17 protein-coding genes and 1 pseudogene are annotated in these 26,562 nt (G+C 69.2%); 5 read left to right on the plus strand and 13 right to left on the minus strand.

Translation table 11 applies throughout. The annotated features are described in order from the left end of the window. Window positions 1-291: 291 nt before the first annotated feature. Window positions 292-1,086, plus strand: a complete 795-nt coding sequence (locus ACN268_RS10200) for a DUF6338 family protein (RefSeq protein WP_421482926.1) — start codon at window positions 292-294, stop codon at window positions 1,084-1,086. A gap of 321 nt (window positions 1,087-1,407) precedes the next feature. Here the strand turns inward: ACN268_RS10200 and ACN268_RS10205 are convergent, their stop codons facing one another. From ACN268_RS10205 to ACN268_RS10255, 11 genes and pseudogenes are all read right to left on the minus strand, one after another. Then, window positions 1,408-2,808 (minus strand): IS1380 family transposase, encoded by a 1,401-nt coding sequence (locus ACN268_RS10205; protein ID WP_421482927.1) that lies wholly within the window; start codon window positions 2,806-2,808, stop codon window positions 1,408-1,410. A 263-nt stretch (window positions 2,809-3,071) separates the two neighbouring features. Next, window positions 3,072-3,508 (minus strand): annotated as a pseudogene (locus tag ACN268_RS10210) (IS5 family transposase); the annotation flags it as partial. Between the two features lie 2,069 nt (window positions 3,509-5,577). After that, a complete protein-coding gene (locus ACN268_RS10215; RefSeq protein WP_421482928.1) occupies window positions 5,578-7,614 on the minus strand; it encodes a Helicase associated domain protein in 2,037 nt (678 codons plus the stop codon). Window positions 7,615-7,639: 25 nt separating this feature from the next. Next, the gene (locus tag ACN268_RS10220) at window positions 7,640-8,743 is read right to left on the minus strand and encodes a hypothetical protein (protein WP_421482930.1); all 1,104 of its coding nucleotides are present in this window, start codon (window positions 8,741-8,743) and stop codon (window positions 7,640-7,642) included. Window positions 8,744-8,835: 92 nt separating this feature from the next. Beyond that, the gene (locus tag ACN268_RS10225; protein ID WP_421482932.1) at window positions 8,836-9,960 is read right to left on the minus strand and encodes a class II histone deacetylase; all 1,125 of its coding nucleotides are present in this window, start codon (window positions 9,958-9,960) and stop codon (window positions 8,836-8,838) included. Between the two features lie 117 nt (window positions 9,961-10,077). Continuing rightward, window positions 10,078-11,340, minus strand: coding sequence for a histidine decarboxylase (locus ACN268_RS10230; protein ID WP_421482933.1), 1,263 nt, complete (start codon window positions 11,338-11,340; stop codon window positions 10,078-10,080). Continuing rightward, window positions 11,337-12,350 carry a hypothetical protein gene (locus ACN268_RS10235; protein WP_421482934.1) on the minus strand — a complete coding sequence of 338 codons (1,014 nt, stop codon included), beginning with the start codon at window positions 12,348-12,350 and terminating at the stop codon, window positions 11,337-11,339. The genes ACN268_RS10230 and ACN268_RS10235 overlap by 4 nt, the downstream gene beginning before the upstream one ends. A 21-nt stretch (window positions 12,351-12,371) precedes the next feature. Further along, entirely contained in the window at window positions 12,372-13,829 is a 1,458-nt protein-coding gene (locus ACN268_RS10240; protein ID WP_421482935.1) for an APC family permease, read from the minus strand. After that, window positions 13,826-14,101: a hypothetical protein gene (locus tag ACN268_RS10245; RefSeq protein ID WP_421482937.1), complete on the minus strand. Its 276-nt coding sequence runs from the start codon at window positions 14,099-14,101 to the stop codon at window positions 13,826-13,828. The genes ACN268_RS10240 and ACN268_RS10245 overlap by 4 nt, the downstream gene beginning before the upstream one ends. A gap of 231 nt (window positions 14,102-14,332) precedes the next feature. Next, window positions 14,333-15,022, minus strand: coding sequence for an N-acetyltransferase (locus ACN268_RS10250; protein ID WP_421482938.1), 690 nt, complete (start codon window positions 15,020-15,022; stop codon window positions 14,333-14,335). After that, on the minus strand, window positions 15,019-16,251 hold the full coding sequence (locus ACN268_RS10255; protein ID WP_421482939.1) for an FAD-binding oxidoreductase: 1,233 nt from the start codon (window positions 16,249-16,251) through the stop codon (window positions 15,019-15,021). Before ACN268_RS10255 ends, ACN268_RS10250 begins: the two co-directional genes overlap by 4 nt. Before the next feature lie 261 nt (window positions 16,252-16,512). Here ACN268_RS10255 and ACN268_RS10260 point away from each other — a divergent pair, with 261 nt between their 5' ends. Then, complete coding sequence (locus ACN268_RS10260) at window positions 16,513-18,153, plus strand: hypothetical protein (protein WP_421482940.1); 1,641 nt, start codon at window positions 16,513-16,515, stop codon at window positions 18,151-18,153. On the opposite strand, the gene ACN268_RS10265 is transcribed toward ACN268_RS10260, so the two are convergent. Both ACN268_RS10265 and ACN268_RS10270 read right to left on the minus strand, forming a co-directional pair. Beyond that, window positions 18,136-18,702, minus strand: a complete 567-nt coding sequence (locus ACN268_RS10265; RefSeq protein WP_377682128.1) for a GNAT family N-acetyltransferase — start codon at window positions 18,700-18,702, stop codon at window positions 18,136-18,138. The genes ACN268_RS10260 and ACN268_RS10265 overlap by 18 nt on opposite strands. Before the next feature lie 106 nt (window positions 18,703-18,808). After that, complete coding sequence (locus ACN268_RS10270) at window positions 18,809-22,162, minus strand: tetratricopeptide repeat protein (protein ID WP_421482941.1); 3,354 nt, start codon at window positions 22,160-22,162, stop codon at window positions 18,809-18,811. A gap of 301 nt (window positions 22,163-22,463) precedes the next feature. On the opposite strand from ACN268_RS10270, the gene ACN268_RS10275 reads away from it, so the two are divergent. From ACN268_RS10275 to ACN268_RS10285, 3 genes are all read left to right on the plus strand, one after another. Continuing rightward, entirely contained in the window at window positions 22,464-22,973 is a 510-nt protein-coding gene (locus ACN268_RS10275; RefSeq protein WP_421482942.1) for a hypothetical protein, read from the plus strand. Then, window positions 22,970-26,164 (plus strand): tetratricopeptide repeat protein, encoded by a 3,195-nt coding sequence (locus ACN268_RS10280; RefSeq protein WP_421482943.1) that lies wholly within the window; start codon window positions 22,970-22,972, stop codon window positions 26,162-26,164. Before ACN268_RS10275 ends, ACN268_RS10280 begins: the two co-directional genes overlap by 4 nt. 158 nt (window positions 26,165-26,322) lie before the next feature. Beyond that, window positions 26,323-26,559 carry a hypothetical protein gene (locus ACN268_RS10285; RefSeq protein ID WP_421482945.1) on the plus strand — a complete coding sequence of 79 codons (237 nt, stop codon included), beginning with the start codon at window positions 26,323-26,325 and terminating at the stop codon, window positions 26,557-26,559. The last annotated feature ends 3 nt before the right edge of the window (window positions 26,560-26,562 follow it).

The following is a 26,562-nucleotide window of genomic DNA, read 5'->3' on the forward strand; positions in this document are numbered from 1 at the left end:
CGAGCACTTCGCGGCGCTGGACACGGTTGCCGCGCTTCACCCGACCGGGAGGCATGACCCTCAGCACCGCCGTGGACGGGTAGTCTGGCGCCGACGCTGAAGGAGCAACATGCCTCGTACTACCGAACCGAGCGGCGGCCCGCAGGGCCGCATGACGTCAGGGCGCTCAAACAACGAGTCGGAACGCGGCCAGAAGCTGGACGGGGCCGGAGTGGCCTCGGTGCCGCCGCCGGCATCGAGCGCTCCGCCGCCGCCTCCGCCGCCCTCGGGAGCGACGCCGAAGGACTAACGATGGTTCCGTCCTCATTGCTTGGGCTGGTCCTTTTCGTCGTGCTGCTTGCGCCAGGCCTGGTCTTCGTCCTGCGCCATGAGAAGGCAGTGCCATCCGGCCCCCGCTCGGCGTTCCGGGAGACCTTGCGGGTCGTGTTCGTCAGTGTCGCGAGCCTGTCGGTGACCATGGCGCTCGCCGCTATCGTCCGATGGATCATGCCAGAGCACACGGTCAACATTAGGGCGCTGGTTCGTAATCCCGTACCCTTCGCCCGCGGGCATCACGTCCAGCTCGCCTGGTGGGCCTTCGGACTGATGGTGTTCGCCACCGTACTCGCCTGGGTTGCGGCTGACCCGCGCTTAGTCCGCTTATCGCAGAACCTCGAATCGACGGCGCCGTTACGATGGATCACCGGCAAAGAGCCCACCGACATCACCGAAGTCTCCACCTGGTGGCGGGCGTTCTTCGAGCAGAAGAAGACCGACGGCAAGACTATCGTCGGTGTACTGCAGGACAACGACTCCTACGTGCAAGGAACGCTCCTGTCATGGAGTACCGGAACCGTAGACTACGACAAACGCGAATTGATCCTCACTGCCCCACTGATTTATGTGACGGCTGATGGAGTGACTCACGAACTGCCGGTGCACATGATAGTGATCGCAGCCCGTAACATCGTGCGCCTCGACGTAACCCACCTACTGCCCGAGGGCGCGCCGCAACAAAAGTCCACTCCGGAGGCTGGGGCTACCGCGTCGGCCGGTGCCGCTCCAGCGTCGCAGAGGCAGGTGTCTCCGGCAGGTGGCGTACCGTGAGCAGATGGGCCTCCACCTCCTACGGCCTCATGCCCCCTGGCTGTTTGCTGTTCGACGGCTGTGTTGTCGACTCTTGAGACGAAGCAACTTGAACCCACGACGACCTCTTGTCGAGCATCGCCTGTCGGAGATCGAGACCTACGGAAGACTGGTGCCGACGCTGAGCCAGCTAACCTCCGTCTTTCATCTCGGTCCGCGTTGATAGGCGTGTCTCTATGAGTTTGGTTTGAGGGTGCTCATGCTCGGGGTGGGCATGGTGATGACCCGGCGCGGGGGCCGGGTTCCTCCGTGTGCTGATGTGGGGGGCGTCGAGGTTGAGGTTCAGCTGGCGGGGCGTGGTAGTGCGGCGAGGCGGCCGAACGCGTTGAGTAGCTGGTTCGTCCAGGGCCAGCCGGCGGCGATGGCGAGGTGGGTCTGTCGGGCGGTGCGGGTGAGGCGGGCGGCGACGTGCAGCAGCCGGTAGCGCAGCTTCTTCGGCTCCGCGTGGGCGAGGTCGCCGTCGAGGAGCAGGGCTTGGGTCCAGGCGAGTAGGTCGATGCCGGTCAGCGCGAGGTGGAGCCAGGCCTGGTTGATCGCGAACACGCGGGACGGGAACCGGCCGAAGCCGGTGTTCTTGCCGCAGCGGATGCGGTCCTCGACGCGGGCATGAGCGCGGTGGCGTGCCTCCAGGTGCTGGATGCTGCCCTGCCCGGGTGGGGTGTCGGTAGCGATCAACTGGTGCCGCCAGCCTTCGATGGTGTCGAACAGCGACAGTTGGGCGCCGGGGTGTGGGCGTTCGCGGCGGACGATGAACCGGGTTCCGTCGGGCCAGCCGGTGGCGGCGAGCAGGCCGGTGATCTCGCAGATCTCGGCGTGCTCGCGCAGGTCCCCGTCGGTGTCGAGGGCGGGGGCCCAGCCGGTGGCGGCGGTGATGGCCTGGCGTACCGGTTCGGTGATCGCGGCGCCGACGGAGAATCGGACGTCGAGGTGCTGGGCGCGCAGGCCGCGGATGTGGGCGAGGAAGCCGTGGCTGGAGCCAGCGGAGTCGGAGCGGATCAGGATCGGGGTGCCGTGGCGGTGCTCATCGGGGATCTGGGCCAAGGCCTGATCGAGGACGGCGATGTGGTCGGTGGTGGTGTTCGACCCGGCCCTGCCCTCACGCAGCACGCCGGACAGGGCTTCGCCGGTGTTGTCCAGGAAGCAGAACAATGGGTGATACCCGAACGTCTTCTTCCAGGTTCGGGTCGCCGCTTCCTTCTCCGAGTGGCAGATGACGATCGTCGCGTCCATGTCCAGGACCAAGCCCTCGACCGTCTGCCCGGCCACGCTGACCTGTGGGAACGCTTGGCCGTGGATCTCGGCGTGCTGGGCCCAGGCCACCTCGCGGGCCTGAGCCCGTGCCGCCCGCACCTGGGCCAGCAGGGTTTCGTCCAGTTGCGACAACAGCCGCCACGCCGTTGGATCGGAAGCGACCGGCCCGAACAGGGCGGCCTGATCCCGCAGCACCGCGAGATCGGCGATCGCCTCACCGCCGTCGGCCAGCATCACCGCCAGATCGACGGCGATCCGGCCCGGGTCGTGGCCGCCCCGCCGCTGCCGCAACCCGGCGAGAGCAAGGCTGAATGCGCTGGTCAACCCGGTCACGTCGGCGAGATCGGCGAGCAGCCGCGCACCGGCGTGACCGACCACGCCTCGCCCATTGCCAGTCACCACGATCTTCGGACGTGTTGCGGTAGCCTTCACCCAGCAAGTGCCTTCCGTGACGGGATGATCAGGACCTTCGACAAGCCCTATCGTCCCTGATCAGAAGGCACTTCTTCGTTCTCCGGCCATACCTTGGACAGCCCTTAACGAAGGGCCGAGGCTAACTAGGCGTTCTGTTGCGTCCGAGTAGCAGAAGCGCCTGTTGTGATTCCGCTAATCGGTAGCCGAACGCCGACGATGGCCAGCCCTGGCCACGACACAGCGACTTCATCGGCCTGAGCCACCCCCGCTTTCATCGAGCTTCCGCGGGAACGGCCGAGCGCGTGGTCGGCCGGTTCGACGGTGACGCCGCCGGGTGGTTCGGCCTGCAGATCCCCCTTTTCCACGCCCCGGCCGCATGCTGGTGAGCGCGGGCGCTGGTGGAGTCCACGGACACGTCCCAGGTGATCCTGCCGGCCGCATCGGCGAGAGCCTGCAACCCTGTCAGGACCTGCTGCCAGGTGCCATCGCGCTGCCAGCGGCGGAACAGGGCATACACCACCGACCAGGACCCGTACTGCGGCGGCACATCCCGCCACGGGGCACCCACCCGAATCCGCCACCGAATCCCATCGATCAACTGCCGCCTGGTCCATGACGACGGTCGACCTGGCCGCTTCGGCGCTGGTAGCAACGGTTCCAGCACCGCCCACTGCACGTCGGTCAGGTCGAACCGCCTCGTCACCGCTAGGGTGTCCACGAGGTCTCCGGTTTTCAGGTTCTGCTTGGTCGCTGAACCATCTACCGGAGACCTCACTCCTTTGCGATCTCCGACACGCGAAGATCCTTAAACCAGCTCAAGCCCCGACACCGACTTCGACACAGGCCCGATGCTGCAGCAGCAGGTTGGGATACCCGCCAGCATTCGACTTCCCCCACAAGGCGGCAAGTGCACGGGCATGGTCCGACGACATGGCGGCGACTGTAGAAGCCACCACCGACAAATCCTCACCGTCTGCACCTGTTGAGTCGCCTTCCCGACACAAGTCGACTTTGACCCACCCGGATTCATTTCCGTGCTCGCGAAATCCCCGTCCAGCGAACCAGCCGTACGACACCGAGGGACAAGACCCTGCGTCGCGTCCGCTGGTGACCAGTGCTCCGAGTGCTCCGTAGGATTGAGCCACACGACGATCGAGAAGGCCCAGCCCACCACCATGACACCGAGACCCACAAAGCTAACCGATGAACCAACTGAATGATTCTGCGATGCCCATGCGATAAATCCCCAGGTCAGCAAGTGTCGTCCCCGCACGCGCGGGGGTCTTCCCATCCGGGTGCCGATCGCGTTCGACCCGAGGACGTCGTCCCCGCACGCGCGGGGGTCTTCCCACCCTGACCCCTCTACTCCAGCGGGGCCAGCCGTCGTCCCCGCACGCGCGGGGGTCTTCCGTGGGTAGGGTGACGGGTGACCCCTACCGCCACGTCGTCCCCGCACGCGCGGGGGTCTTCCCAACTGCACCAGGGCGGCGGCCCCGTAGATCATGTCGTCCCCGCACGCGCGGGGGTCTTCCCAACACGTACGACGAGTACGTGACCACCACGGAGTCGTCCCTGCAGGCGCGGGGGTCTTCCCCCGCCGACGACGACCTCGCCGCCCGGCGCCGCGTCGTCCCCGCACGCGCCGGGGTCTTCCCCGCAACGGCCTGGCCGAGCACTGGCAGACCGTGTCGTCCTCGCACGCGCGGGGGTCTTCCGCGGGAGGTCGGCACCCGAGCCTGGACGGCCCTGTCGTCCCAGCACGCGCGGGGGTCTTCTGCGGTTCGAGGTGGTTCAGCCGGCGTCGACAGTTGGTCAGGCTCCCTCGCTTTGAAGCTTGCCTCTGGGATTCAGCATCCCACCTCCGCCGAAGTGCGGGATATCAGTCATGCCTGCTCCTGCGGGTTGTGCTGTGAGGTGGGGTGTATGCGTAGGGTGCAGCTGATGCGGCGGTGGTCCGATGGCCAGGTGGCGGGGTCGTTGTCGGGTGGGATGTGGATTTGGTAGGTGCCGGGGACGACGGTGGCGGTGGTGAGGAGGGCGTGGTTGGCGAGGATGTAGTCGATGTGTAGGCCGTGGGGGCCGTTGGTGGTGGGTGGGAGTGGGGTGGGTGTGTAGGGGTCGATCTCGGCGAGGTGGTGGAACCCGGAGCTGTTGACGCGGTGGTTGGTGGTGGTGTCCCAGGTGCCGATGAGTCGGTCGATGGCGCGGGTGTCGGCGTGCCAGGTTCCGTTGTGGTGGTGGGCTTTGTGGTCGCGGGTGCTGGTGGGGATGTGGGTCCAGTCGGGTGTGGGTAGGTGGGGGCCGGAGCTGGTGGAGTTGAGGTCTCCGGCGATGAGAGTGGGTGTGGGGCTGGTGCCGGAGGTGGCGAGGAGGCGGGCGCGGGCCAGGCGTTGTTCTGGGTCGGCGTAGGGCCAGTGTTCGGTGTAGACGTGGAGGCGGTAGGTGGGGTCGGCGCGGAGGCTGAATCGGGCGAGGTTGCGTTTGTCGGGGAACTCGGGTTCTTCTGCGGCGTCAAGGCGTAACGCGGGTCGTAGATGACCACGGTGGCGAGTACTCCGGTGTGCAGCTCGCCGACGTAGGGGCGGCCGGTCACCTCGGCGAGATGTGCTATCGCGGTGTGCAGGGGTCGTCTGCCCCGGGCATGCCAGAACTTCGCTTCGCAGAGCATCAGTAGGTCGGGGTGGGGTCCGTCGAGGAAGGCACGGGCCAGGGGGACGAAGTTGTAGGTGCCGTCGGGTTGGAGTCCGCCGGCTTCGAAGTTGAACAGGGACAGGTCGAGTTCCACGCTCATCGGCTGCTCCCGAGTGCGGTGTTTCGGGCGGTGGCTGGTGATGCCGGCGGCATCACTGTGGAGTGCGTCCAGGGGAAGCCCAGGGCGTCGAGGGCGTCGATGCGGTCGCGGGGGACGAGGTCGCGTTTGCGTTGGTTGCGGAGGTTGTGGGCGATGCTTCCGAGGTTGATGTCGCCTTCGCGGTGGTGGCGGGGTATGCGCAGGTGTCCTTCGCGGTGGTGGAAGGTGGTGAATGCGGCGAGGTGTCGTTGCCAGCGGGCGTCGAAGACTCGCCAGGTGATGCCGAGCTGTTCGAGGGTGAGGATCTGGTCGGGGGTCAGCTCGCTGCGTCGGTGGCGGCCTCGGCAGTTGTGGATGAAACTGCCGAGGTCGATGTCGCTTTCGCGGTGGTGGCGGGGTACGTCGAGGTGGCCTTCGCGGTGTCGGAAGGTGCGGGCGGCGGTGATGCCTGCGGTCCAGTCGGCGGTGGGTTGGGTGGGTGTTCTGCCGGTGGTGGCGTGGTTGAGGATGCGGATGGTGATATCCCGCAGGAGGCTGTCGGTGAGGTACCCGTCGGGCATCCGCAGCAGGACCCGTTCGGGGAGTCGTGGTTGCCGGCTGCCGGCACTGGTGCGGGCGTGGTGGTGGCGGGTGTCGAGGTCGGTGGCGAGGGTGTCGTCGTGGGCGCGCATCGCCCACAGCACCTGCAGGGCGGCCATCCACTCGTCGTCGGCGTGCGGTAGCCGGGTGGGGTCGTCGGGCAGCAGCAGAGGAACCAGGATGGTCGCGATGCCGGTGCCGTGGGGGTTGCGGCGGAGGGCCCGTCCGACGGTCTGCACGACCTGCACCGTGGAGCGCATCGGTCGGGTCAACACGACGGCGTCGACGGCGGGGACGTCGATGCCTTCGGTGAGGGCGCGGGCGGAGGAGATGACGGTCCATCCGTCGTCGGGGGGTTCGGCGAGGCGGTCGAGGTGGATCTGTCGTTGGCGTAGGTTTTGCTGGCCGTCGACGTGGCCGGTGGTCAGCCGGCCTTTCGGCTGCTGCCTGGCGGGGAGGCGGGCTGCTGTTCGGGCGAGGGTGGAGGCGAATTCTCTGCTGTCTGCCACGCGGGGGGTGAAGACGAGGACCCGGCGTAGTCCGAATTCGGCGGCGGCCCGCAGCAGGGCGGTCTGGACGACGGCGGTGCGCAGTGGGGCCTCGCCGATGGCGGTGACACGGTCGTCGTCGACGTCTTGAAGCACACGCAGCGCGTCGTGGGTGCGGATGCCGACGACGACGATGCGGAAGTCGTCGAGCCAGCCGTCGGTGATGGCCTGGCCGAACGGGTACCGGTGCCACACGGGTCCGAACACGCTCGGGTCGTCCATCGACAGCACCTCGTGCGGCTGTCCCTTGCGGTGGTGGGTGGTGATGATGCGGGGTGTGGCGGTCATGTTCACCCGGATGGTGGCGGGCAGGTGGGTGTCGTCGTGGACGCGGGCGAACGTCTTGCCGACGAGACCGGCGGTGCGGTGTGCCTCGTCGATGATCAGCAGGTCGGCGGTCATACCGGCGGCCAGGAGTGCTGTGCCGACGCGGTCGGCGGAGGAGTTGGTGACCGCGAGCAGCCGCATCCGCCCGTGCGGGGCGTGGTGGAGCCAGGCGGTGATCTCGTCGGGGTCGGTCAGCACCGGGCAGTTCGTCGGGTCGGTGTGGCCGGCGACGTCGGCGACGGAGTCGTCGCTGCACACCGCCGCCGTGTAGGCGGCGAGGGGCCGCCACACCCGCAGGGTCTGACCGACCAGGGCCAGTGACGGACACACGATCACCACCAGGCCCCGGGGGCAGCACCGTACTGCCGCGTGTGCGGCGATCAGTGTCTTTCCGGTCCCGCAGGCGGCGATGACCTGTCCCCTGCCGTCGCGGGCGGCACCCTGGACGATCGCTTCGACTGCTTCCTGTTGATATCCGCGCAGCGGCGGCAACGCCTCCGCCGGCAGGGATCGCCGGTCGGGGGCGTCGGGTCGTTGTCCGCCCGCATTGCCGCTTGCGGCCAAGTCCGGGGCGGTCACGCCCGCACCACCGGGACGGGAGGGTTCACGGCTGCTCCTGGCTGCTGTTGTCGTGGTGGGTGGTGTGGTGGTGCCGCAACTGGTTGAGGTGTGCGGTCATACGGGCGGTGGCGGGATGCCCGGGGTGGGCGCGGTGGTGGCGGTCGATGGTGTCGGTCAGGAGGGTGCGGGCGGCGTCGTGGTGACCGAGGTCGTGCAGGACGAGGGCGGAGGTGGCGCGGACGGCGAGGGTGGGGTGCGCGTCGGGTCCGGCGGTGGCGGCCAGGTGATCGGCGAGTTCCCGCAGGAGGTGGTAGGCGCGTTGGGGGTGGCCTACCTGGCGGTGCGCGGTGGCGAGGGTATGGGCGGCGGCGAGGGTGTGCGGGTGGGTGGGGCCGTGGAGGCAGGCGAGGCTGCGGTGGGCGTAGTCCGCCCAGCGGGCCGCTGCCTGGCCGTGCAGTAGTGGGGCGAGCAGGTGCGCGGCATCGGCGTGAACGACATCGGTGGCGGTGGTGGTGGGGTCGATGCCGGCGAGGATGTTCCGCAGGATGGTGCGGGCACGCTGCGGATCGGTGCCGGTTAGGTTGCGGGCGAGGTGGAGGTGTCCGGGCGGAACCGGTCGGGGTGGTCGGGTGGTGGGCCAGGTGATGCGCAGGTCGGTGGGGTGGGTGCCGGCGGTGATCCGGGTGATCAGCCGGTCGGCGTGGCCGGCGGCGATACTCGCCGCCTTCGGTTGGGTGAGCGCGGGTACGAGGTGCGCGGCGTGCCGCAGGACCACCACGCCGACGGCGCTGGCGACTGCTGCCGCGTTCAGTACGGGTCGGCGGCACGGTGGTGGGCAGTCATACACGAGACCGGCCCAGGTGAACACCGCCGTCATGGGGTGTTGGCAGAACCGGCAGTGCAGCAGCCCGTCGGGCAGCAGGACCGGGTCGACGCCGGTGTGGGTGCTCGATGCGTTGGGCGGTGGTGCTGCGGCGGTGGCGTGGGTGCGGGCTGTGGTGACCCAGGTTTGGAGGAGGCGGCGGTCGAGGTGGAGTTCCCGGGCGACGGCGCTGATCGGGCCGCGTCGTCCGGCGGCGCGGGCGGCTTCGACCTGGCGTACGGCGTCGGTGATGACGTCGGAGGTGTAGGTGCGGGGCAGGGCCATCAGGAAGGTCAGTCCCTCGGCAAGACGAACGGGCAGGGAAGCAAGCAGGGCGTTGGCGGGCCGGCCGCAGCGATCACCAGGCCGGCTGGTGGTCAGGGCGTGGGCGCGGTGATGCGGGGCACGAGTGCGGCGGCGGCGTCGATGATGTCCTGCTGGTGGGGGCGCAGCGGTTCGGCCGTATAGCCGGCGACGACCGTGGCGAAGGGGTCGGCGACCCGGGTGGTGGTGCCGGTGAGTTCTTCGAGGACGGCGAGGACGCAGTAGGGGGTGTAGAAGGGGCTGTAGCCGCCTTCGTGGGCGGCGATGAGTCGTCCGTGGCAGAGCCGGTCGGCGGCGTCGACGAGTAGGCGGGTCATGGCGCGGTAGGTGCTGGTGGTGAGCATCTGTCGGGCCATGGGGTCGAAGACGTTGGCGTCGACGCCGTTGGCGAGCAGGATCAGGTCGGGGCGGAAGCGGTCGAGGGCGGGGATGACGACCTGCCGCATGGTGTGGAGGTAGGCGGCGTGGCCGCTGCCAGGGGGTAGGGGCACGTTGAGGGCGTGTCCGGTGCCGTCGGCGATGCCGTTTTCGTGGGTCCATCCGGAGTCGGGTGGGAAGCAGTTGGCTTGGTGTAGGGAGATGGTCAGGACGGTGGGGTCGGGGTAGAAGATGGTTTGGGTGCCGTTGCCGTGGTGGGCGTCCCAGTCGACGATCGCGATGCGGGTCATGCCGTGGAGGGTTTGGGCGTGGCGGGCGGCGATGGCGAGGTTGTTGAACAGGCAGAAGCCCATGCCGGTGTCGGCGGTGGCGTGGTGTCCGGGTGGGCGGGTCAGGGCGTACCCGTTGGTGATGTCGCCGTCGGCGGCGGCGGTGACGAGGGCGAGTAGGCCGCCGGCGGCGAGGCGGGCGATGTCGTAGCTGCCGTGCCCGACCGGGGAGTACCCGTCGCCTGCGTCCCCTCCCCCGCGCCGGTCGCTCTGCGCGCGGATGTGTTGGACGTGTGCGGGGGTGTGCACGCGGAGCAGTTCGGTCATGGTGGCTCGCCGGGGTTCGATGACCAGCAGCTCGGCCAGGAGCCCGGAGACGTGGATGAGTTCGTGGGTGCGGCGTTTCGCCTCGGGGTTCTCGATGTGCACGGCGGGCTGCACGCCTGCGGTGGGGTCGGCGGGTAGCAGGCCGGCGCTGGTGCCGGTGTCGTGCCACAGGTACTCGGGGTGGAAGACGTAGCCGGTGGTCACGGTGATCGCCTCGCAGGGGGGTTGGCAGACAGGGTTCGGGCAGCGGTGAGCAGGTGCGCCGCGACGCGGGCAAGCAGGCGCTTGGGAAGCCAGGGCGGCGGGGCGGCAAGCAGCCCGTCAGGGGGTGCCGACGCCAGCGGTGGGTGAAGACGCTCGCCGGGGACGAGGGATCGACCTCGGCAGATGTGGGTGATCCGGGCCTGGGTCTGAACCCGGCGCGGTGGCTTCGGTGAGGTCGGCGACGAAGGCGTCGATCTGCCCGTGGGTGATGCCGGGCATGCAGATGAGGTGACTGACTTCGGCGTCGGTCGCCAGGAGCCACTTCGCCCGTACTGCGGTGGGTGGGGTGGGTAGGACGACGGTGAAGGCGTGGGGGTGTCGCCAGGCGGGCCAGCCGGCGGTGGTGAGCTGGTCGACGGTGTAGGCGGCGAGACGGCGTGCTTCGCTGACCCGCCATCGGTGTCCTTCCCGGCCGTGGGTGGCGATGGCGTGCCAGAGCAGAGCGGCGGCGAGTCCGCAGCGGGATCCGGTGACGGTGGTGTCGAGGGTTGCGGTGTAGGTGACCGGGGTGCCTTCGCGGCGGAGGCTGTCGCGGATGAGGACCACGCCGCAGGGTGTCGGTACCCCGAGGAACTTGTGACCCGACACCGTGACGCTGCCGATGCCGCTGTCGTCGTCCAGGCGGAGCCGCCCGTCGAGGGCCAGGGGAATCCCGGACAGGGCCGCATCGACGTGCAGGTGCCGGCCCTGCACCTGATGGGCATCGAGGACGGCCCGGATACGGGTGGTGTCGTCGACGGCTTCGGTCATGGTGGTCCCAGCGGTGGCCACCACGATCGCCGGCCACCGCCGGTGCCGGCGTATGCGGAGGGCGAGGTGGTCGTAGTCCATCTCCCCGTCCGCGCCCGCGTTGACGACCACGCCGCGTGCTCCGAGCATCTCGATGATCTTCGGGATGGAGTAGTGGGCGGCGGTGGAGTAGTAGATGCGGGCGGTGGGGAGGCGGCGGCGGGCGGCGTGCAGGGCGGAGAGGTTGCCTTCGGTGCCGCCGGTGGTGACGTAGCCCCACCGGTCGTCGGCGGGCATGTGGAGGGTGTCGGCGAGCCAGGCGATGACGGCTTGTTCGAGGATGCGGGTGTGCGGGGTGCCGCCGGTGTCGGTGGGGTCGCCGATGTTGTTCCACAGGCGGTGACCGAGGCGGGCCATCACCTCCCGATGGTCCAGGTCGACCGCCCCGGGGAAGCCGATGCTCGTCGGTGCGGCCGTGTCGGCCTCGGCGGCCAGGTGGTCCAGGACCGCGGTGACGTCGACCGGGGTACGGCCGAGGTCCGCGGCCTCCGCCAGACCACACCGCTGAGCGGGCGCGGGGGTGTGGGTCATGCCGGACGCCCCGCGAGGAGGTGCCCGGCGAGGGTGTGGTGCAGTCGGGTGAGCTGGGTCCAGGTGTCGCGGGTGACGGTGTCGCCCTGTTCGGTGAGGTGTGCGTGGGGGTTGTAGTGGATGACCCGGTCGGGGTCGAGGGGTTTGGTGCAGCGGACGCCGTCCGCGCCGATCGGGGCGTGGGGGTCGCGGTCGACGTGCAGGGCGGTGCCGTCGGTGAGTAGGACGAAGCACTGGCCCTTGAGGTCGAACACCGAACGGCGACGGTCGTCGCCCGAGGCGCGTAGGGTCCGGGCGAGTTGCTGCCAGCGGCCCTGGTCGGAGTCGAGGGTGGTCACCCCCACTCCCACGTAGACGGCCCCGGCGGGCAGGGTCATGTCGCCGCCGTTGACCATCGACCCCTGCGGGCCGAGGGGATGCCACCGGCGGCCCGCCGCCCCGGCCCGGGTGATGCTGTCCCCCACGACCTCGGTCAGGTCGGCCAGAAGGCGGGGTAGGTGCTGGGATTCCGGGGAGGCCAGCCACAACCGGTAGGCGGTGTGCAACTGGTAGCCGTGGGGTTGGGCCGCAGCCTCGGAGACGAAGAACAGCATCACCCCGTGCGGGCCGAGCGCGTCACGTTGCCCGTAGCGCTGGTCGGCTTCGATCATGTGGCCGGTGTTCAGGCGCTTCGCCCGGTAGACGATCTGCTGCCGCAGGTCGGCCCACCACCGGGCCTCGACCGACACCCCACCGTCGGACTCCCCCGGCTGCGGGGGCGACGGAATGTGCTCGGGCGGGGCCGCATGGACGGGGACGTCCCGGCGGTACGGTCGCTCGTCGGGCATCTGGTAGTCCGGTGGCGGCGGTTGGATCAGGCGGGGACCCGGTGGGGGTTGGTGGTCCGCCGGTCGGCGGGGGCCGGGCGGTGGTGGCGTCGGCCGGGGTTCGGGTCGCCAGGCCGGGTCCAGCGGATCACTGCTGTTGCGGTAGCCCGGTGCCGCTGGCGTCTGGGCGGTGTAGGTCTTCATGATCGGGGTGTTCCTCGGGGTTCAGATGGAGATGTGCAGGGCATCGGGCACGGCATGCGTCTTCGGGGTGCCATGACCGATGCCCGCGTACACATCGGGTCGAGTGCGACGCAGGTGCGCAGCCCACATGCCACCTGCGGTGGCGGTCGCGGCGAGGATCGCCGGAAGCAGCAGCGGATACGGCGATCCCGGTGCGGCCCCGAGTAGCGAGCCGACGTTGCCGACCATCGCGACGAGGACCACCGACCCGCCGAGCACCCCCAGCACCGGTGCGAACCTCCACTGCCAGATTCCGGGATGTTGACCTCGCACGGCGGTTGGGGCGGTCAGCGCGGCGATCGAGGCGGCGAGGAGCAGGCAGAGCAGGCCCAACGCGCCGAGGGTCGACAGCCAGGTGAACATCACCGCCACCGGGTCGACCCCGACGACGGCGAACGCGGCGACGACGAGTGCCGCCGTCCCGGTTTGGGTGAGGGAGCCGCCGCGCGGGGCGCTGACCCGGGTCGTGCTGTCGGTGCGGGCGAGGCCGGTGGGGAGGACACCTTCGCGGGCCATGGCGAACACGTACCGGGCGATGACGTTGTGGAACGCCAACATCGACGTGACGATCGCGAACACCAGCACCACCCCGGCAACACCCACCCACACTTGGCCGGCGGGTTCGAGGATCGTGAACGGCAGGCCGGAGGACGGATCGGCCGCGCGGACAGCGACCGTGTCCGGGCCGACGGCCACGCCCATCGCCCACGCGGCGACGGCATACACGCCACCCAGGACCAGGACGGCGGTGATGGTGGCCCGGCCGATCGACCGCCGGTCGACGGCTTCCTCCACGAACGAACCGGGTGCGTCGACGCCCATGAACGCGGCCACGCACAACGCCACCGCCCCACCGATCCCCCCGACCGCCAGACCGGAGGCATCGAATCCCTCCCACGACACCGTCCCGCCGGCCGGGGAGCCGAGGCCGGCGGCGACAAACAGGCCGACGATCAGCAGCGACACCGCGAGGACCCCACCGAGGACCCAGGTCGACAGGGCGATCGCCCGCACTCCGAGCGCGCCGACGACGGCCCAGGCGATACCGGCCCACACCCACCAGGTGCCGCCGAGCTGGGCGGCGAGGGTCGCCCCGAACAGCCCGTACAGGCTGGTCTGGATCGCCGTATACGCGACCAGCGCGACCAGGCCGGCGGCGACACCCCAACCACGGCCGACGCCGTGGGCGAGGATGCCGTAATAGGCCGCCGGATGCCCGACCTGCCGGGAAAGCGCCGTGTAGCCGACCATCAGCAACGCCACCACTGCGGTCACCAGGACGAAGGTGAGGGGCAGGGCAGTCACCCGGGTCGTGGCGTAGGTGGTGACCAGACCACCGGCGAGAACCACCATCGGCGCGGACGCCGCCGCACCGAAGATCGACAGGCCAGTCGGGGTCATCGTCCGGCGGGCAAGAGCCACCTGCGTGTGGATGCTCATCGCTGCCCCCGCTGCGGGGCATCCGGGCACGACGGCCTGCGGCAGTCCCGTACCGGATGGGTGGTGACGTCGGCGGCGTGCACCGGCACCAGATACACCGCCGTCGGTCGTACCGGGCCGGTGCGCCAGTAGCTGCGGTCGCGGTCGAGCCGCCGCAACGCCACATCCGCGCGCGGGGTGAACCCGAACAGGTCGTGCGTGCCGTCCGGCCACTCCCGGCGGAGCGCATACCCCCACAGGTGCACCTGCGGTGCGGTGCCCGCGTCGTCCACGCGGCCGGGGGTGGTGGGGCGGGTACGGGTGGGAGTCAGCCAGGGCGGCAACCACCAACCCGCCGTACGCCTGCGCGGCGGAACCATAACCAACGGACGCTCGACAACGGTCAACATGAGACAAGCCCTTTCTTCGGAAAGTGGGTGCACGGGGGTGACTGGCGGGCCACACGGCCTCCGCCAGCTACTGATCAGGGGTGACGCCCAACCGGGCCCGGTCAGAAAGAACGGTCAGGGAGAACGCGGCGGTGCCGGGACGAGCCGGCCACGCGACGGGGTCACCCCACGCCGCAACCGGGCCCGTGGCGGAAGCCCGCCACACGACCGGCCGCTGCCGGGGCCGGGCCGCCACATCCGCCACAGCGCGGGACCGCCCGGCTCCAGCAGGATCGGTGACCTCGGCTCATACCCCAGCGCCGCCAGCAGGCCCTCCCGGGGACGACCACCCGGCACCTCCGCGTACGCCGGAAGACCCTCGGCGTCGAGGACCCGATGGTGGGCGGCCAGCAACGCCCGCGCGGTGTCGTCACGGCCGGGACGCGCGGCGAGATGCGCGAGGTACGCGTGGGGGACGTGCGGGACCACGGCGTCGAGGTAGGCGTGCCACAGGGCGAACCGGGACGCGTGCGGGCCGAGGGCCTGGTGCAGGTCGTACATCCACGCCGCCGACGGCACCGGCACCTCCGGCCGTCGCAGCCACACCGCCACCGCCGACCGGTCCCCGGTCGTGTCGACCTGGCCGCGCTCCAGCCCCCATGACATCAGCAGCCGCGCATACCGGCGCAGCACCTCGGGTCGTTCGGCGGCATCCGGCACCAACCAGCCACCCACCGCACCATCCGACAACGCCTCCGCGACGACCACCGACAGCGCGTCGAGGTCCGTACCCGAGGCGCGACGTACCACCTCCGTCCGCGTCACGACGCCACCCCCGACCCACCGTCAGCGCCGCTGTCCTCGGACGTCTCGACAACCGCGGTGTCGGTGTGACGTTGTCGCGACGCCCACGCATCCACGTCGAACCCCCGCTGGAACGTCACCGCCACGTGCAGGTCGTCAGGCTCGACACCGCCGATCGGCAGCCACGTCCGCGCTTCCCGGACGAACTCCGGCGGACCACACACCAACACCGCCTGCCCCGCCTCGTAGTGGTGCAGCACCGACCCCAGCAAACTCCCCCGAGCAACCGGATCGGCACCACCGTCGCCCGAGAGCACCACCACCACCGTCAACCACTCACCATGCTCCCGCTGCAACTCGTCCAACGCCGCCGCGTCATACAGAACCCCCAACCTGCGAACACCCACCACCAACGTCACCCGCCGCCCACCCGGCGAGGCCGCAACCTGCTCCACCAACGCCCGCAACGGCGCAAGCCCCGTACCCCCAGCAACAAGCAACAGATCGGCATCACCGGCCGCCGCCAACGACAACCCCACCTCACACGGCGGCCCCAACCACAGCAACTCCCCCGCCACCACATGCCTCACCAGCACAGGCGAGACGACACCACCAGGAACCACACTGACATGGAACTCCACCGTCCCGTCCGGACGCGGAGCATTCGCCGGCGACAACCACCGCCACCGCCCCGGCAACCGAGGCGAACACACCGGCACAGCATCACCCGGCACATAAACCAGACGCCGCACCGGACGCACCGTCACCACCGCAACGCACCCCGACGCCGACACCACCGACTCCACCACACCAAACGACACCCGCGGACCATCGCCCAGCATCTCGGCGCACTGCTCGGCCAGACGCAACACCCGCAAACAACCCTGCTCCCACACCCGGACCAGCTCCGGCCCCCACGACTCCCCCGCGAACCGCCGCACCGTGTCCACCACGGCCGCCGCAATCACCGTCCCGTGATACGGAAACAGGTCGAACCGCCGGTACAACCGACCCAACACCACCAGACCAGCCCGATAAGCAGCAGGATCAGCCCCGTGCGCGATCGCCTCCACCAACGTCGAGAAGAACACCGGCGCAAGCCGCTCCGGCAGAAACCGCACACTCCGATCCACCATGAACGACCAGAAGTACGCCGCCGCCCGTTCATGATCAGCGATAGCAGGGGTCAGCGACTGCTCAAGATCAGGCGCGGACATGAACCACTTCCTCCGGTGGATCGTCACGTCCACCCCTCTCGACACCGCCATCGGACAACGCCTTCCGGGCATCACTGGTCCACATCCTTCGCAATGCGAAGAAGGCGCAGGAACGCGGTCGCCCGGCAACTGCGTCCACGATCATTGACGCGGCACGGACACCGCCACCTGTGATCATTGGGAGGTTTCCTTCCCCGCAATTCCCCGTGTCGCGGGGAAGTTACATAGACGGCCCGAATTGCGTACGGTGGTGCAGCACCATCGATGGGCACGGCTGACGGGGAAGGGCCGCACATGACCGACGGGAATCCCGAGAGCCTGCGGCAGCAACAAACGCGCCTCGCCGCCGAACTACGGTCAGCGGGAAGAACCTGGGTCGAGACCGCCGAGGTCTTCCGCGACAGGTTCCGCCTCAACCCCCGCGTCGCGCTGCGTGTCGTGCGCGGATGGAGCCAGGCGAAGGCCGCCGAGGAATGGAACCAGCGCTGGCCCAACGAACCCAAGTCGTTCAAGAGCTTCTCGTACTGGGAGATCTGGCCCGGCAAGGGTGGCTACTCACCCTCCCAGGACAACCTGGCCCGCCTCGCCGAACTCTACGAATGCAGCGTCGCCGACCTCCTGGCCGACCTACCGAGCTTCCGCCACCTCGACTCCGCCACCGCATCGACCCCCGTCACGCCCGAGGGGGTGAAACCCGGCCTGCAAGGTGAAATCATGGTGCCGAGCGAGGCAGAGATCCTGCTTCGTGACCTGCTCGGTCGACGTCCCGGCGCCGACGCGGACGCCCCGCCACAAGCGGAAACCGCCGGCCTGTACCGCCGACCTGAGGAGGTCAACTTCGCAGAGTTGGCGCAGGTCATCACCATGTGGATGCAACGAGTACCCCACCCCCAGACCCGACGCGACATGCTGACCAAGCTGACCGCCGCACTCGCCGTCGCCGCAACAGCACCACTGACCGATCTCGCAGGCTTCACCGACAGCGCCACCGCCGCACCCACGCTCACCGATCCCGCACGGTTCGAGCCGGCCACCCTCGCGCACTGCGAAGCCATGATGCCCAACCTGCGTAAGCAGGGCGATGTCCTCGGCGCTGCCGCCACCCTGCCCACCGCCCTGGCCTACCGGCGCATCGCCGAACAACAGGCCAAAGCCGCACCCCACGGTCCACACCGCGACCGCGCCATCGCCACCTACGCCGAACTCACCCAACTCGCCGGCTGGCTCTGCTTCAACATGGGCGACTACCACTCCGCCCAACGCCTCTACGACGACGCACGCACCGCCGCCCACGACGCCCGCGCCGTCGAACTCGTCACCTACATCCTCTGCACCATGAGCCACCTCGCCACCTGGCAAGGCAAACCCCGCATCGGCATCGACCACGCCGCCGCAGCCTCCGCCTGGGCCGACCAAAGCGGCAGCCCCTACGCCCGCGCCTACGCCGCCGACGTAGCCGTCCGCGCCCTCACCGCCGACAACCAGAACCATCAATCCAAACAAGCCCTCGACCGCGAGTACGCCGCCCTACATGCAGCGCTAGCCGACCAGAGCCCCAGCAAGTCCTGGTGGTACTTCTACGACGAATCCTTCTACTGGAGCACCAACGCACAGAACGCGTTGAAGTTCGACGGCGTCGACCGAATCATGGCAGCCTCAGAGAGGGCGTTGAGGCTCAGCGACAACGGCAACATTCATGAGCGGTCGTTCCGCCTTCTCTACCGCGCGGATGCCTTCGTGCGTCAGCAGAACATCGGCCTGGCCTGCCAAACCACCATCGAAGTCGTGGAACTGACGTCCGTGAACTCGACTCGCCGCATCGAGCAGCGTTTGCAGGAGATGCGCCGAGGGCTCGATCCGTGGAAGCGCACTCGCGCTGTCAAACAGCTCGACCAGGCAATCGCTGCCTACCGGTCCTCAACGCCCGTCAGTTAGTGGAAGCGGGCGCACGAACATCGCGTACTCCCGGTAGTACGCCCCCGGTCGGCCGGGAATACTGCCTACCCGCTGCCAGCCCCACCCCTGATACAGAGCATGGGTTGAGGTGGCAACCGGGTTGGCCGTCAAGGTCGCGCGCTCCTCACGGCGTCCCCTCAGGAACGAATCGTGCAGGCCGCGCCCGATCCCCCGCCCCTGCCACGCCTTGCGTACCTCAATCTCGGCCAGGACCACCGTGCGTTCACCACCCCGTTCGTCGGTGAACCCCTCCTCCGGAGCCGGCTGAAGCCCCGCGAACCAGTCCCGGTCCTGCCGCAGGCTGTACCCGAAGACGAACCCCACCAGCTCATCCCCTACCCGGGCAACGACAAGCTCATAGTTCCGCGCACCCAAAGCCGCCGTGGCCCGCCCCCGGAACGCGTCGACCTTGACCGTCGCATCCTCGCCGGGAACCTGCCCGTAGGCGTCCGCATAGACCTCACACAACTCGTCCATCAACCCGCCAGCAGCCTCAGCACCAAGGCGGGCGTACGTCACATCACTCACGCCCACCACCCTACGGACGCCCCCACGCCCCACCCTTCCCCGTGCCACGGGGAACTACGCTGAGCAAGCACCGACGACTCTCGCCGAGCTTCAGCGCCGTGCCAGGCTATTCAGGACCTTTCCTGAGGCAACCGTCACCCTGGGTCCGTGCCGCCGCCGTAGCCTCGTCGAGCTGCCGGCGCAGTTCTGCGGCCTCGTCGGCCCGTCCCAGTCCGTCGAGGACATCGGCGAGAGTCTGGTGGGCGGCGAACAGCCGCTCGGCGAACACGGCCGGCAACTGTTCGGTCAGACGCTTGTAGATGGTGACCGCCTCAGTGACCGCTTCCAGGGCCTCGGCGAAGTTGGCCTGCATGTTCACACACACCCGCGCGTACGCCAACGACGACGCCGCGAAGTCGGGTAGGTAAACGGCGGGGTTAGCCTCCACCAACCGCCAGCGGATCGTGACGGCTTCCTTGCTTAGGACCAGCGCCTCATCCCACCGACCCAACTCGGACAACCAGATACCGAGGTTGTTCAACGACATCGCGAGGTTGGGCAGGTAAGCAGCCGGGTTAACCTCCACCAACCGACGGTAGATTCCGGTGCCCTCCGCGCTCGGGGCCAGCGCCTCCTCCCGCCGACCCAACCCCGACAGCATGATCCCGAGGTTGTTCAACGACGCCGCGAGGTCGGGCAGGTAGGCAGCGGGGTTAGCCTCCACCAACCGCCGGTAGATACCGGCGGCTTCCAGGCTGAGGGCCAGCGCTTCCTCCCGCCGACCCAACTCGGACAGCCGGACGCCGAGGTTGTTCACCGACCTCGCAAGGTCGGGCAGGTATGCAGCGGAATCAGGCTCCACCAACCGCCGGTAGATGGCGGCGGCTTCCACGCTCGGGGCCAGCGCCTCCTCCCGCCGACCCAACTCGGACAGCCGGACGCCGAGGTTGTTCACCGACATCGCGAGGTCGGGTAGGTAGGCGGCAGGGTTAGCTTCCCCCAACCGCCGGTAGATACCGACGGCTTCCACGCTCGGGGCCAGCGCCTCACCCCGCCGACCCAACTCGGACAGCCGAATGCCCAGGTTGTTCAACGACCCCGCGAGGTAGGGCAGGTAAGCAGCGGGGTTAGCCTCCACCAACCGCCGGTAGATGGCGGCGGCCTCCTCACTCGGGGCCAGCGCCTCCTCCCGCCGACCCAGCCCCGACAGCACGTCACCGAGATTGTTCAACGACATCGCGAGGTCGGGTAGATAAGCAGCCGGATTGGCCTCCACCAACCGCCGGCGGATCATGAGGGCTTCCTCGGTGGAAGGTAGGGCTTCCTCGCGCCGGCCCAACCCCGACAGGCAGACGCCCACTTCGTGCAACGACATCGCGAGGGCGGGCAGGTAAGCAGCGGGATCGGCCTCCACCAACCGCCGGCGGATCATGAGGGCTTCCTCGGTGGAAGGTAGGGCTTCCTCCCACCGACGCAACTCGGACAGCACCGCGCCGAGGTTGTTCAACGACATCGCGAGGTCGGGGAGGAAAGCAGCGGGACTGGCCTCCACCAGCCGCCGGTAGATGGCGGCGGCCTCCTCACTCGGGGCCAGCGCCTCCTCCCGCCGACCCAACCCCGACAGCCAGATGCCCAGGTTGGTCAACGACATCGCGAGGGCGGGCAGGTAAACAGCGGGATCGGCCTCCACCAACCGCCGGTAGATGGCGACGGCCTCCTCACTCGGGGCCAGCGCCTCCTCCCGCCGACCCAACCCCCACAGCCAGATGCCCAGGTCGTTCAACGACGACGCGAGGGCGGGCAGGTAAACAGCCGGATTCGCCCCGGCCAACCGCCGGTAGATACCGGCCGATTCCTCAGCGAGAGGTAGGGCTCGGTCGCGGAGACCGGCATTGGCCAATCGCCGAGCGTGGATGGTGTGCAGGCGGGCGTGGTCGGCGGGGTCGGTGGTGGCGGCCAGTCGGTGTGGGGTGAGGGCGGTGGTGATGGTGGCGGCGGCGATGTCGAGGTCGACGTGCCGGTGGGTGGGCAGGACGGCGTCGATGGCGTCGAGGACATCGGGATCGATGCACGGGATGGTGGCCAGGCGGGTGATGGTGGTGCCGCCGGCGGCCAGAGCCAGGTGCGGATGCGTACGCAGGACGGGGTACAGGATGTCGGTGGCCACGTGGTCCCAACGGCGGGCAGTCTCCACCAGCACTGTCACGGCGTGCGCTGCCCACGGCGGCGGTTCGGTGTCGAAGCGCAGCAACTGCCCGACGGCGGTAACGGCCCAGTCGTCGCTGTCCCACCCGTCCTCGTCTCCGGCGTGCCGGTGGCCGGGGGTGGACAGGGCGATCAGGTCTTCGCCGAGCCGGTCGGGCTGCAACGCCTGAAATACCGTGCGGGGGTCCTCGGGTGGGTAGCAGAACCGGTGGTCGTCGATGATCGTGGTGGCGGCGGGTGCGGTGAGCCCGACGCGGTGCAGCAGGTCGGTGGCGGTGTCGCGGGGCACGGCGGCGGTGAGCGTGGCCAGATACACCGTACGACCCATCACCTCCGGTGGGGTCTGACGCGGCTCGACCGAACGGTGGTGCAGCGCGTACCAGTGGTCACGCTCGCGTTCCAACAGATACGACGACAACGCGTGCGGGCCGGTCGGCGCTGCCGTGTTGCGGCGGTGGGCGTCGACGGCGACCAGGGCCGCCATGTGCACGGACAGCACCTGCCGGAACGCGTCGTCGGTCAGGTTCGGCGGCGGTCGGAGCCGGTCGGCGTCGGCGACGTCCATCGCGGTGGCGAACCGGTCACGGGCCTGCCGGAACAACACCCCCCGGTCGACCTGCTCCCCCAACGGCGGCAGCGGCTGGCTGGTAGCCTCGACCTGGTGGTCACTGCGCAGCCGGGTACGTAACGCCGGCCACCATGCCGTGGTGGAGCGGGCCAGCAGCAACACCCGCACCGTGACACCGGCCTGCACGTTCATGCTCGTCAGGTGGGTCAGCAGGCTCTGTAGATGGGATACCGGCCACCGGTCGGCGTAGTCGACGACGACCAGCAGCCCACCGCCGGCAGGCAGGTCCATCCGGTAGCCGCCGGTGAACTCCGGCTCGTGCAGCACTCGCCACACCGTCCACCCGGACTTCGCGCACGCGTCGGCGACATGTCCCGCCAGTCGGGTCTTTCCCTGCCCCCCGGCGGCGTGGATCAGCCGCACCAGCACCCCACCCGGCCGGCCCATCCACTGCGCCACCTCGGCGAGGTCGCCGTCACGCCCGACGAACGGCACCACCCGGTGCTGGGCCAACAACAGCTGGCTCGGACGCTGCCGCGCCTGCTCCACGGCCACCGTCTCCACCACTGTGGGGAAAGCCTCCACCCGGTACGGCGGCCGAGCGGTGGTGATCGTGACGTCGCCACCTACCCCCGACACCATGATCACATCACTGAACGCGACCACATTGTCCAGCCGCTGACCACCCGCCGACCGAAACCCGCCCACCGGCTCAGGCACCGACCCCGGCGACGGCCACACGGGCGCAGTCACGAACTGATGTGCACGTCACTCCGACCCCGCCGAACACCCTCACCCAGTTCCCACCCGTCACCCGCCCATCATCGACCGCCACACCCGTCACGGCACCCTCGCGCCGGGTCGCCTACCCGACACTCAGCAGGAGCTGGCAGTCATCAACCGGCGCAGCCGCCGAGGTCGAAGGCGAGGGCTCAGATAGGGCCTGACCTCGCCGTACAGGCGACGCGGATCCAGAAGGGGCGTGAAGGCCGACTGATCGTGGTAACCGATGAACGCCGATCATGAGCGCGGCGATGGCCGGGGCGGTGATGCCGCCGTTGCCGCACCGGTCCATGATGGCGTGATGACGCTTGGTAGTCGGCTTCGCGGATGGGCGGTGGCATTCGCCGTCGGGGTTCTGGTCGCAGGGCTGGGCACGTTCTTGGCGATCCAGGGTCTCGACAAGGCGGACAAGTGGGGCAGCGTGCTCGGGTTGTTCGTCGGCTTGGCGGGCCTGGGTCTGGCGGTGGCTGGTGCGGTCGGGGCTCGCCGACAGGCCGGTGGGCAGTCGGTGACCGGTTCGACGATCGGCGGTGGGGTGACCCAGGTACGTGGGGTGGGCGGCAGTGTGCGCATCGGCCCGGCCTCTGCGCCGCCCGTGCTGCCGGTGCCGCCCGGGTCCTCGCCACAGATGTCGTCTCCTTCGCAGGGTGGTGGGCAGGTGGTGGAGGGGTCGTCGACGGCGGGTCCGGTACGGCAGATCGACGGGGTCGGCGGCGACGTCGAGCTTGACCGGTGACCCGCTGGTGGGGGCCGCCCCCGGTGGCCGGACAGGCGGTGACCGGCAGCGTGGTCTTCGGCGACACCGTGCAGATCGCCGGCGTCGACGGAGACGTGACCGTCAGCCTGGACCGACCGCCCTACCAGGTCACGACCGCCGACGACGCACCGGTGCCGTTGAGTGCGGCGCGGGCGCGGGCACAGCCGAGCCGACTGCTGCTGGCCCGTCACCAGATCGTGCCGTTCACCGGTCGTGACCGCACCCTGGACCGGCTCGCCGCCTGGGTCGGTGGGGATGAGCCGGTGGCGGCGTTGCTGGTGCACGGTGCGGGTGGTCAGGGCAAAACTCGCCTCGCCGCGCAGGTCAGTGCCTCGTGCTCGGCGGTGGGGTGGGCGGCATGGCAGGTTACCTATACGCCGACCCCGATCGCCGGGTCCACGCAGGTATCGCGGGCCGCGTTGCCCGGTGGTGCGGTGCTGGCGGTCGTGGACTACGCCGACCGGTGGCCGGCCTCCGCGCTGCTGGCGCTGCTCACCCAGTTGCGGGATCTGCACGTACGAGCGGGGGCCCGGGTGCGGGTGTTGATGCTGGCCCGCTCGGACGGCTACTGGTGGCCAGCACTGGCCGACCGGGCCGACAGCACCCTTCGCATCGAGGTAGACCAGTTCCCGTTGCCCGCCCTGTCTGCTGACAGTGTCGATGACCGGCCGGGTCTGTTTGCCGCCGCCGCGAGCCGGTTCGCGGCTGTCCTGGATGTCGCCACTCCGGCCGAGGGTTGGCCGGTGCCGGATCTGACCGGAGGCAGGTTCGGGCAGGTTCTGGCCGTACACATGGCGGCCCTGGCCGAGGTGGACGCAGCCCGGCGCGGCGAGGTGCTGCCCGGCGGCCCGGATGCGGTGTCGTCGTATCTGCTGGGCCGGGAACAGGCGTACTGGCAGCAGCTGCACACCCGGGCTGAGGCGCCGGTGCAGACCCCGCCCGAGGTGATGCACCGGGTTGTCGTCGCAGCGACCCTGACCGGAGCCCGACCCCGCAGCGAGGCCCGCCACGCCCTGACCGACGCCGGCTTCGCCGACACCGGCCCGGCCGCGGATCGGCTCATCGACGACCACAGCACCTGCTATCCACCGTTGGACGCCTGTACTGTGTTCGAGTCGCTGCATCCTGACCGGCTCGGTGAAGACCTCATCGCCCTGTCTACACCCGGCCACGACAGCAGCACCCGCTTGGAGCGGGACTGGACCTCCGAGGCGGTCACCGCCCTACTCACCACCAGCACGACACCACCGGTCTGGACCAGGTCCGCGATCACCGTGCTGGTCGAGGCCGCACACCGCTGGCCGCACCTGGCCACCACCGTGCTCTACCCACTCATCCAGACGCATCCACAACTGACGATCACCGCAGGCGGAGCAACCCTGACCCGCCTGGCCAGCATCCCCGGCATCGACCTCACGATCCTGGAAACCCTCGAACCCCTGCTTCCCACTGGCCGGCACATCGACCTCGACATCGCCGCCGCCGCCATCATCGACACGCTCACCCGACACCGCCTCACCCACACCACCGACCCCGCCCAACGAGCCCACCTGCACGCCACCCACGCCTGGCGCCTCGCCAACGCCGGTCAACGGGAACAGGCCCTCACACCGGCAGACGAAGCCACCAACATCTACCGCCGCCTCGCCCAGACCAACCCCGACGCCTACCTACCCGACCTCGCCGGATCGCTGAACAACCTCGGCAGCCACCTGGCGGAACTGGGCCGACGCGAACAAGCCCTCACCCCAGCAGACGAAGCCACCAACATTTACCGCCGCCTCGCCGAGACCAACCCCGACGCCTACCTACCCGACCTCGCCATGTCGCTGAACAACCTCGGCAACCGCCTGGCGGAACTGGGCCGACGCGAACAAGCCCTCACCCCAGCAGACGAAGCCACCAACATTTACCGCCGCCTCGCCGAGACCAACCCCGACGCCTACCTACCCGACCTCGCCATGTCGCTGAACAACCTCGGCAACCGCCTGGCGGAACTGGGCCGACGCGAACAAGCCCTCACCCCAGCAGACGAAGCCACCAACATCTACCGCCGCCTCGCCGAGACCAACCCCGACGCCTACCTACCCGACCTCGCCATGTCGCTGAACAACCTCGGCAGCCACCTGGCGGAACTGGGCCGACGCGAACAAGCCCTCACCCCAGCAGACGAAGCCACCAACATCTACCGCCGCCTCGCCCAGACCAACCCCGACGCCTACCTACCCAACCTCGCCGGATCGCTGAACAACCTCGGCATCCACCTGGCGGAACTGGGCCGACGCGAACAAGCCCTCACCCCAGCAGAAGAAGCCGTCCGCATCCGACGCCACCTCGCCGAAACCAACCCCGACGCCTACCTACCCAACCTCGCCACATCGCTGAACAACCTCGGCACCCGCCTGGCGGAACTGGGCCGACGCGAACAAGCCCTCACCCCAGCAGACGAAGCCACCAACATCTACCGCCGCCTCGCCGAAACCAACCCCGACGCCTACCTACCCAACCTCGCCACATCGCTGAACAACCTCGGCACCCGCCTGGCGGAACTGGGCCGACCCGAACAAGCCCTCACCCCAGCAGAAGAAGCCGTCCGCATCCGACGCCACCTCGCCGAAACCAACCCCGACGCCTACCTACCCAACCTCGCCACATCGCTGAACAACCTCGGCAACCACCTGGCCGAACTGGGCCGACCCGAACAAGCCCTCACCCCAGCAGACGAAGCCACCAACATCTACCGCCGCCTCGCCGAAACCAACCCCGACGCCTACCTACCCGACCTCGCCGGATCGTTGAACAACCTCGGCATCCACCTGGCGGAACTGGGCCAACGCGAACAAGCCCTCACCCCAGCAGACGAAGCCACCAACATCTACCGCCGCCTCGCCGAAACCAACCCCGACGCCTACCTACCCGACCTCGCCATGTCGCTAGGGGCGTACGCCTGGGTCTGTGTGAACGTGCAGACCAGCCTGCCGCAGGCCCTGGACTCCATCACCGAGGCCATCAACCTTTACCATCCCCTCGCCGAGCAGCTACCACAGAGGTTCGGTGGACAACTGTTTTCGGCGTACCGGACGCTCGCCGATGTCCTCGACGGACTCGGTCGAAGCGATGAGGCAGAAGATCTACGCAGGCAGCTCGACGAGGTAACCAGTGGGCCGTAGACCGGAAGCATGATGACGCGCGACCTCACCGCCGACGGCCAAGCCGGCGCACCTGTCCGCGTTGTGTCGCGGCTACTGCTGCTGTCTCTGGCGACTTTGGGGTGCCGGGATGCCGTCGAACACACCCGTTCGCCGTCATCGAATGGGATACCGCCTCCGTGTCGCACACCGAGCAGATCACCGGAGAACGTCGCGCCCTGGTGGCCGGCGTCGAACGGCCGCAGGGGTCAACGGCCGCCGCCGACCGGCAGGCGCAGGAGGTAGCGCTGCACGCCGCGAGCGCCGGCCTCCTCGGAGTCACGGCGCGCCTGGCCCGGGTGCATAGCGCGCTCACGGATGTTCAGGTCGGTCTGGGATGCTGGTCCCTTGACGCGCTGGCCGACCAGGGTGCGTAGGAA

Source organism: Micromonospora sp. WMMD735 (assembly GCF_049178995.1).
Lineage (GTDB): Bacteria > Actinomycetota > Actinomycetes > Mycobacteriales > Micromonosporaceae > Micromonospora > Micromonospora wenchangensis.

Bases quoted from the DNA above. Each gene is read 5' to 3' on its own strand.
- ACN268_RS10200 (WP_421482926.1), top strand. From the start codon at position 292: ATGGTTCCGTCCTCATTGCTTGGGCTGGTCCTTTTCGTCGTGCTGCTT.
- ACN268_RS10220 (WP_421482930.1), bottom strand. From the start codon at position 8,743: ATGGCCCTGCCCCGCACCTACACCTCCGACGTCATCACCGACGCCGTA.
- ACN268_RS10230 (WP_421482933.1), bottom strand. From the start codon at position 11,340: ATGACCCACACCCCCGCGCCCGCTCAGCGGTGTGGTCTGGCGGAGGCC.
- ACN268_RS10235 (WP_421482934.1), bottom strand. From the start codon at position 12,350: ATGAAGACCTACACCGCCCAGACGCCAGCGGCACCGGGCTACCGCAAC.
- ACN268_RS10240 (WP_421482935.1), bottom strand. From the start codon at position 13,829: ATGAGCATCCACACGCAGGTGGCTCTTGCCCGCCGGACGATGACCCCG.
- ACN268_RS10260 (WP_421482940.1), top strand. From the start codon at position 16,513: ATGACCGACGGGAATCCCGAGAGCCTGCGGCAGCAACAAACGCGCCTC.
- ACN268_RS10275 (WP_421482942.1), top strand. From the start codon at position 22,464: ATGAACGCCGATCATGAGCGCGGCGATGGCCGGGGCGGTGATGCCGCC.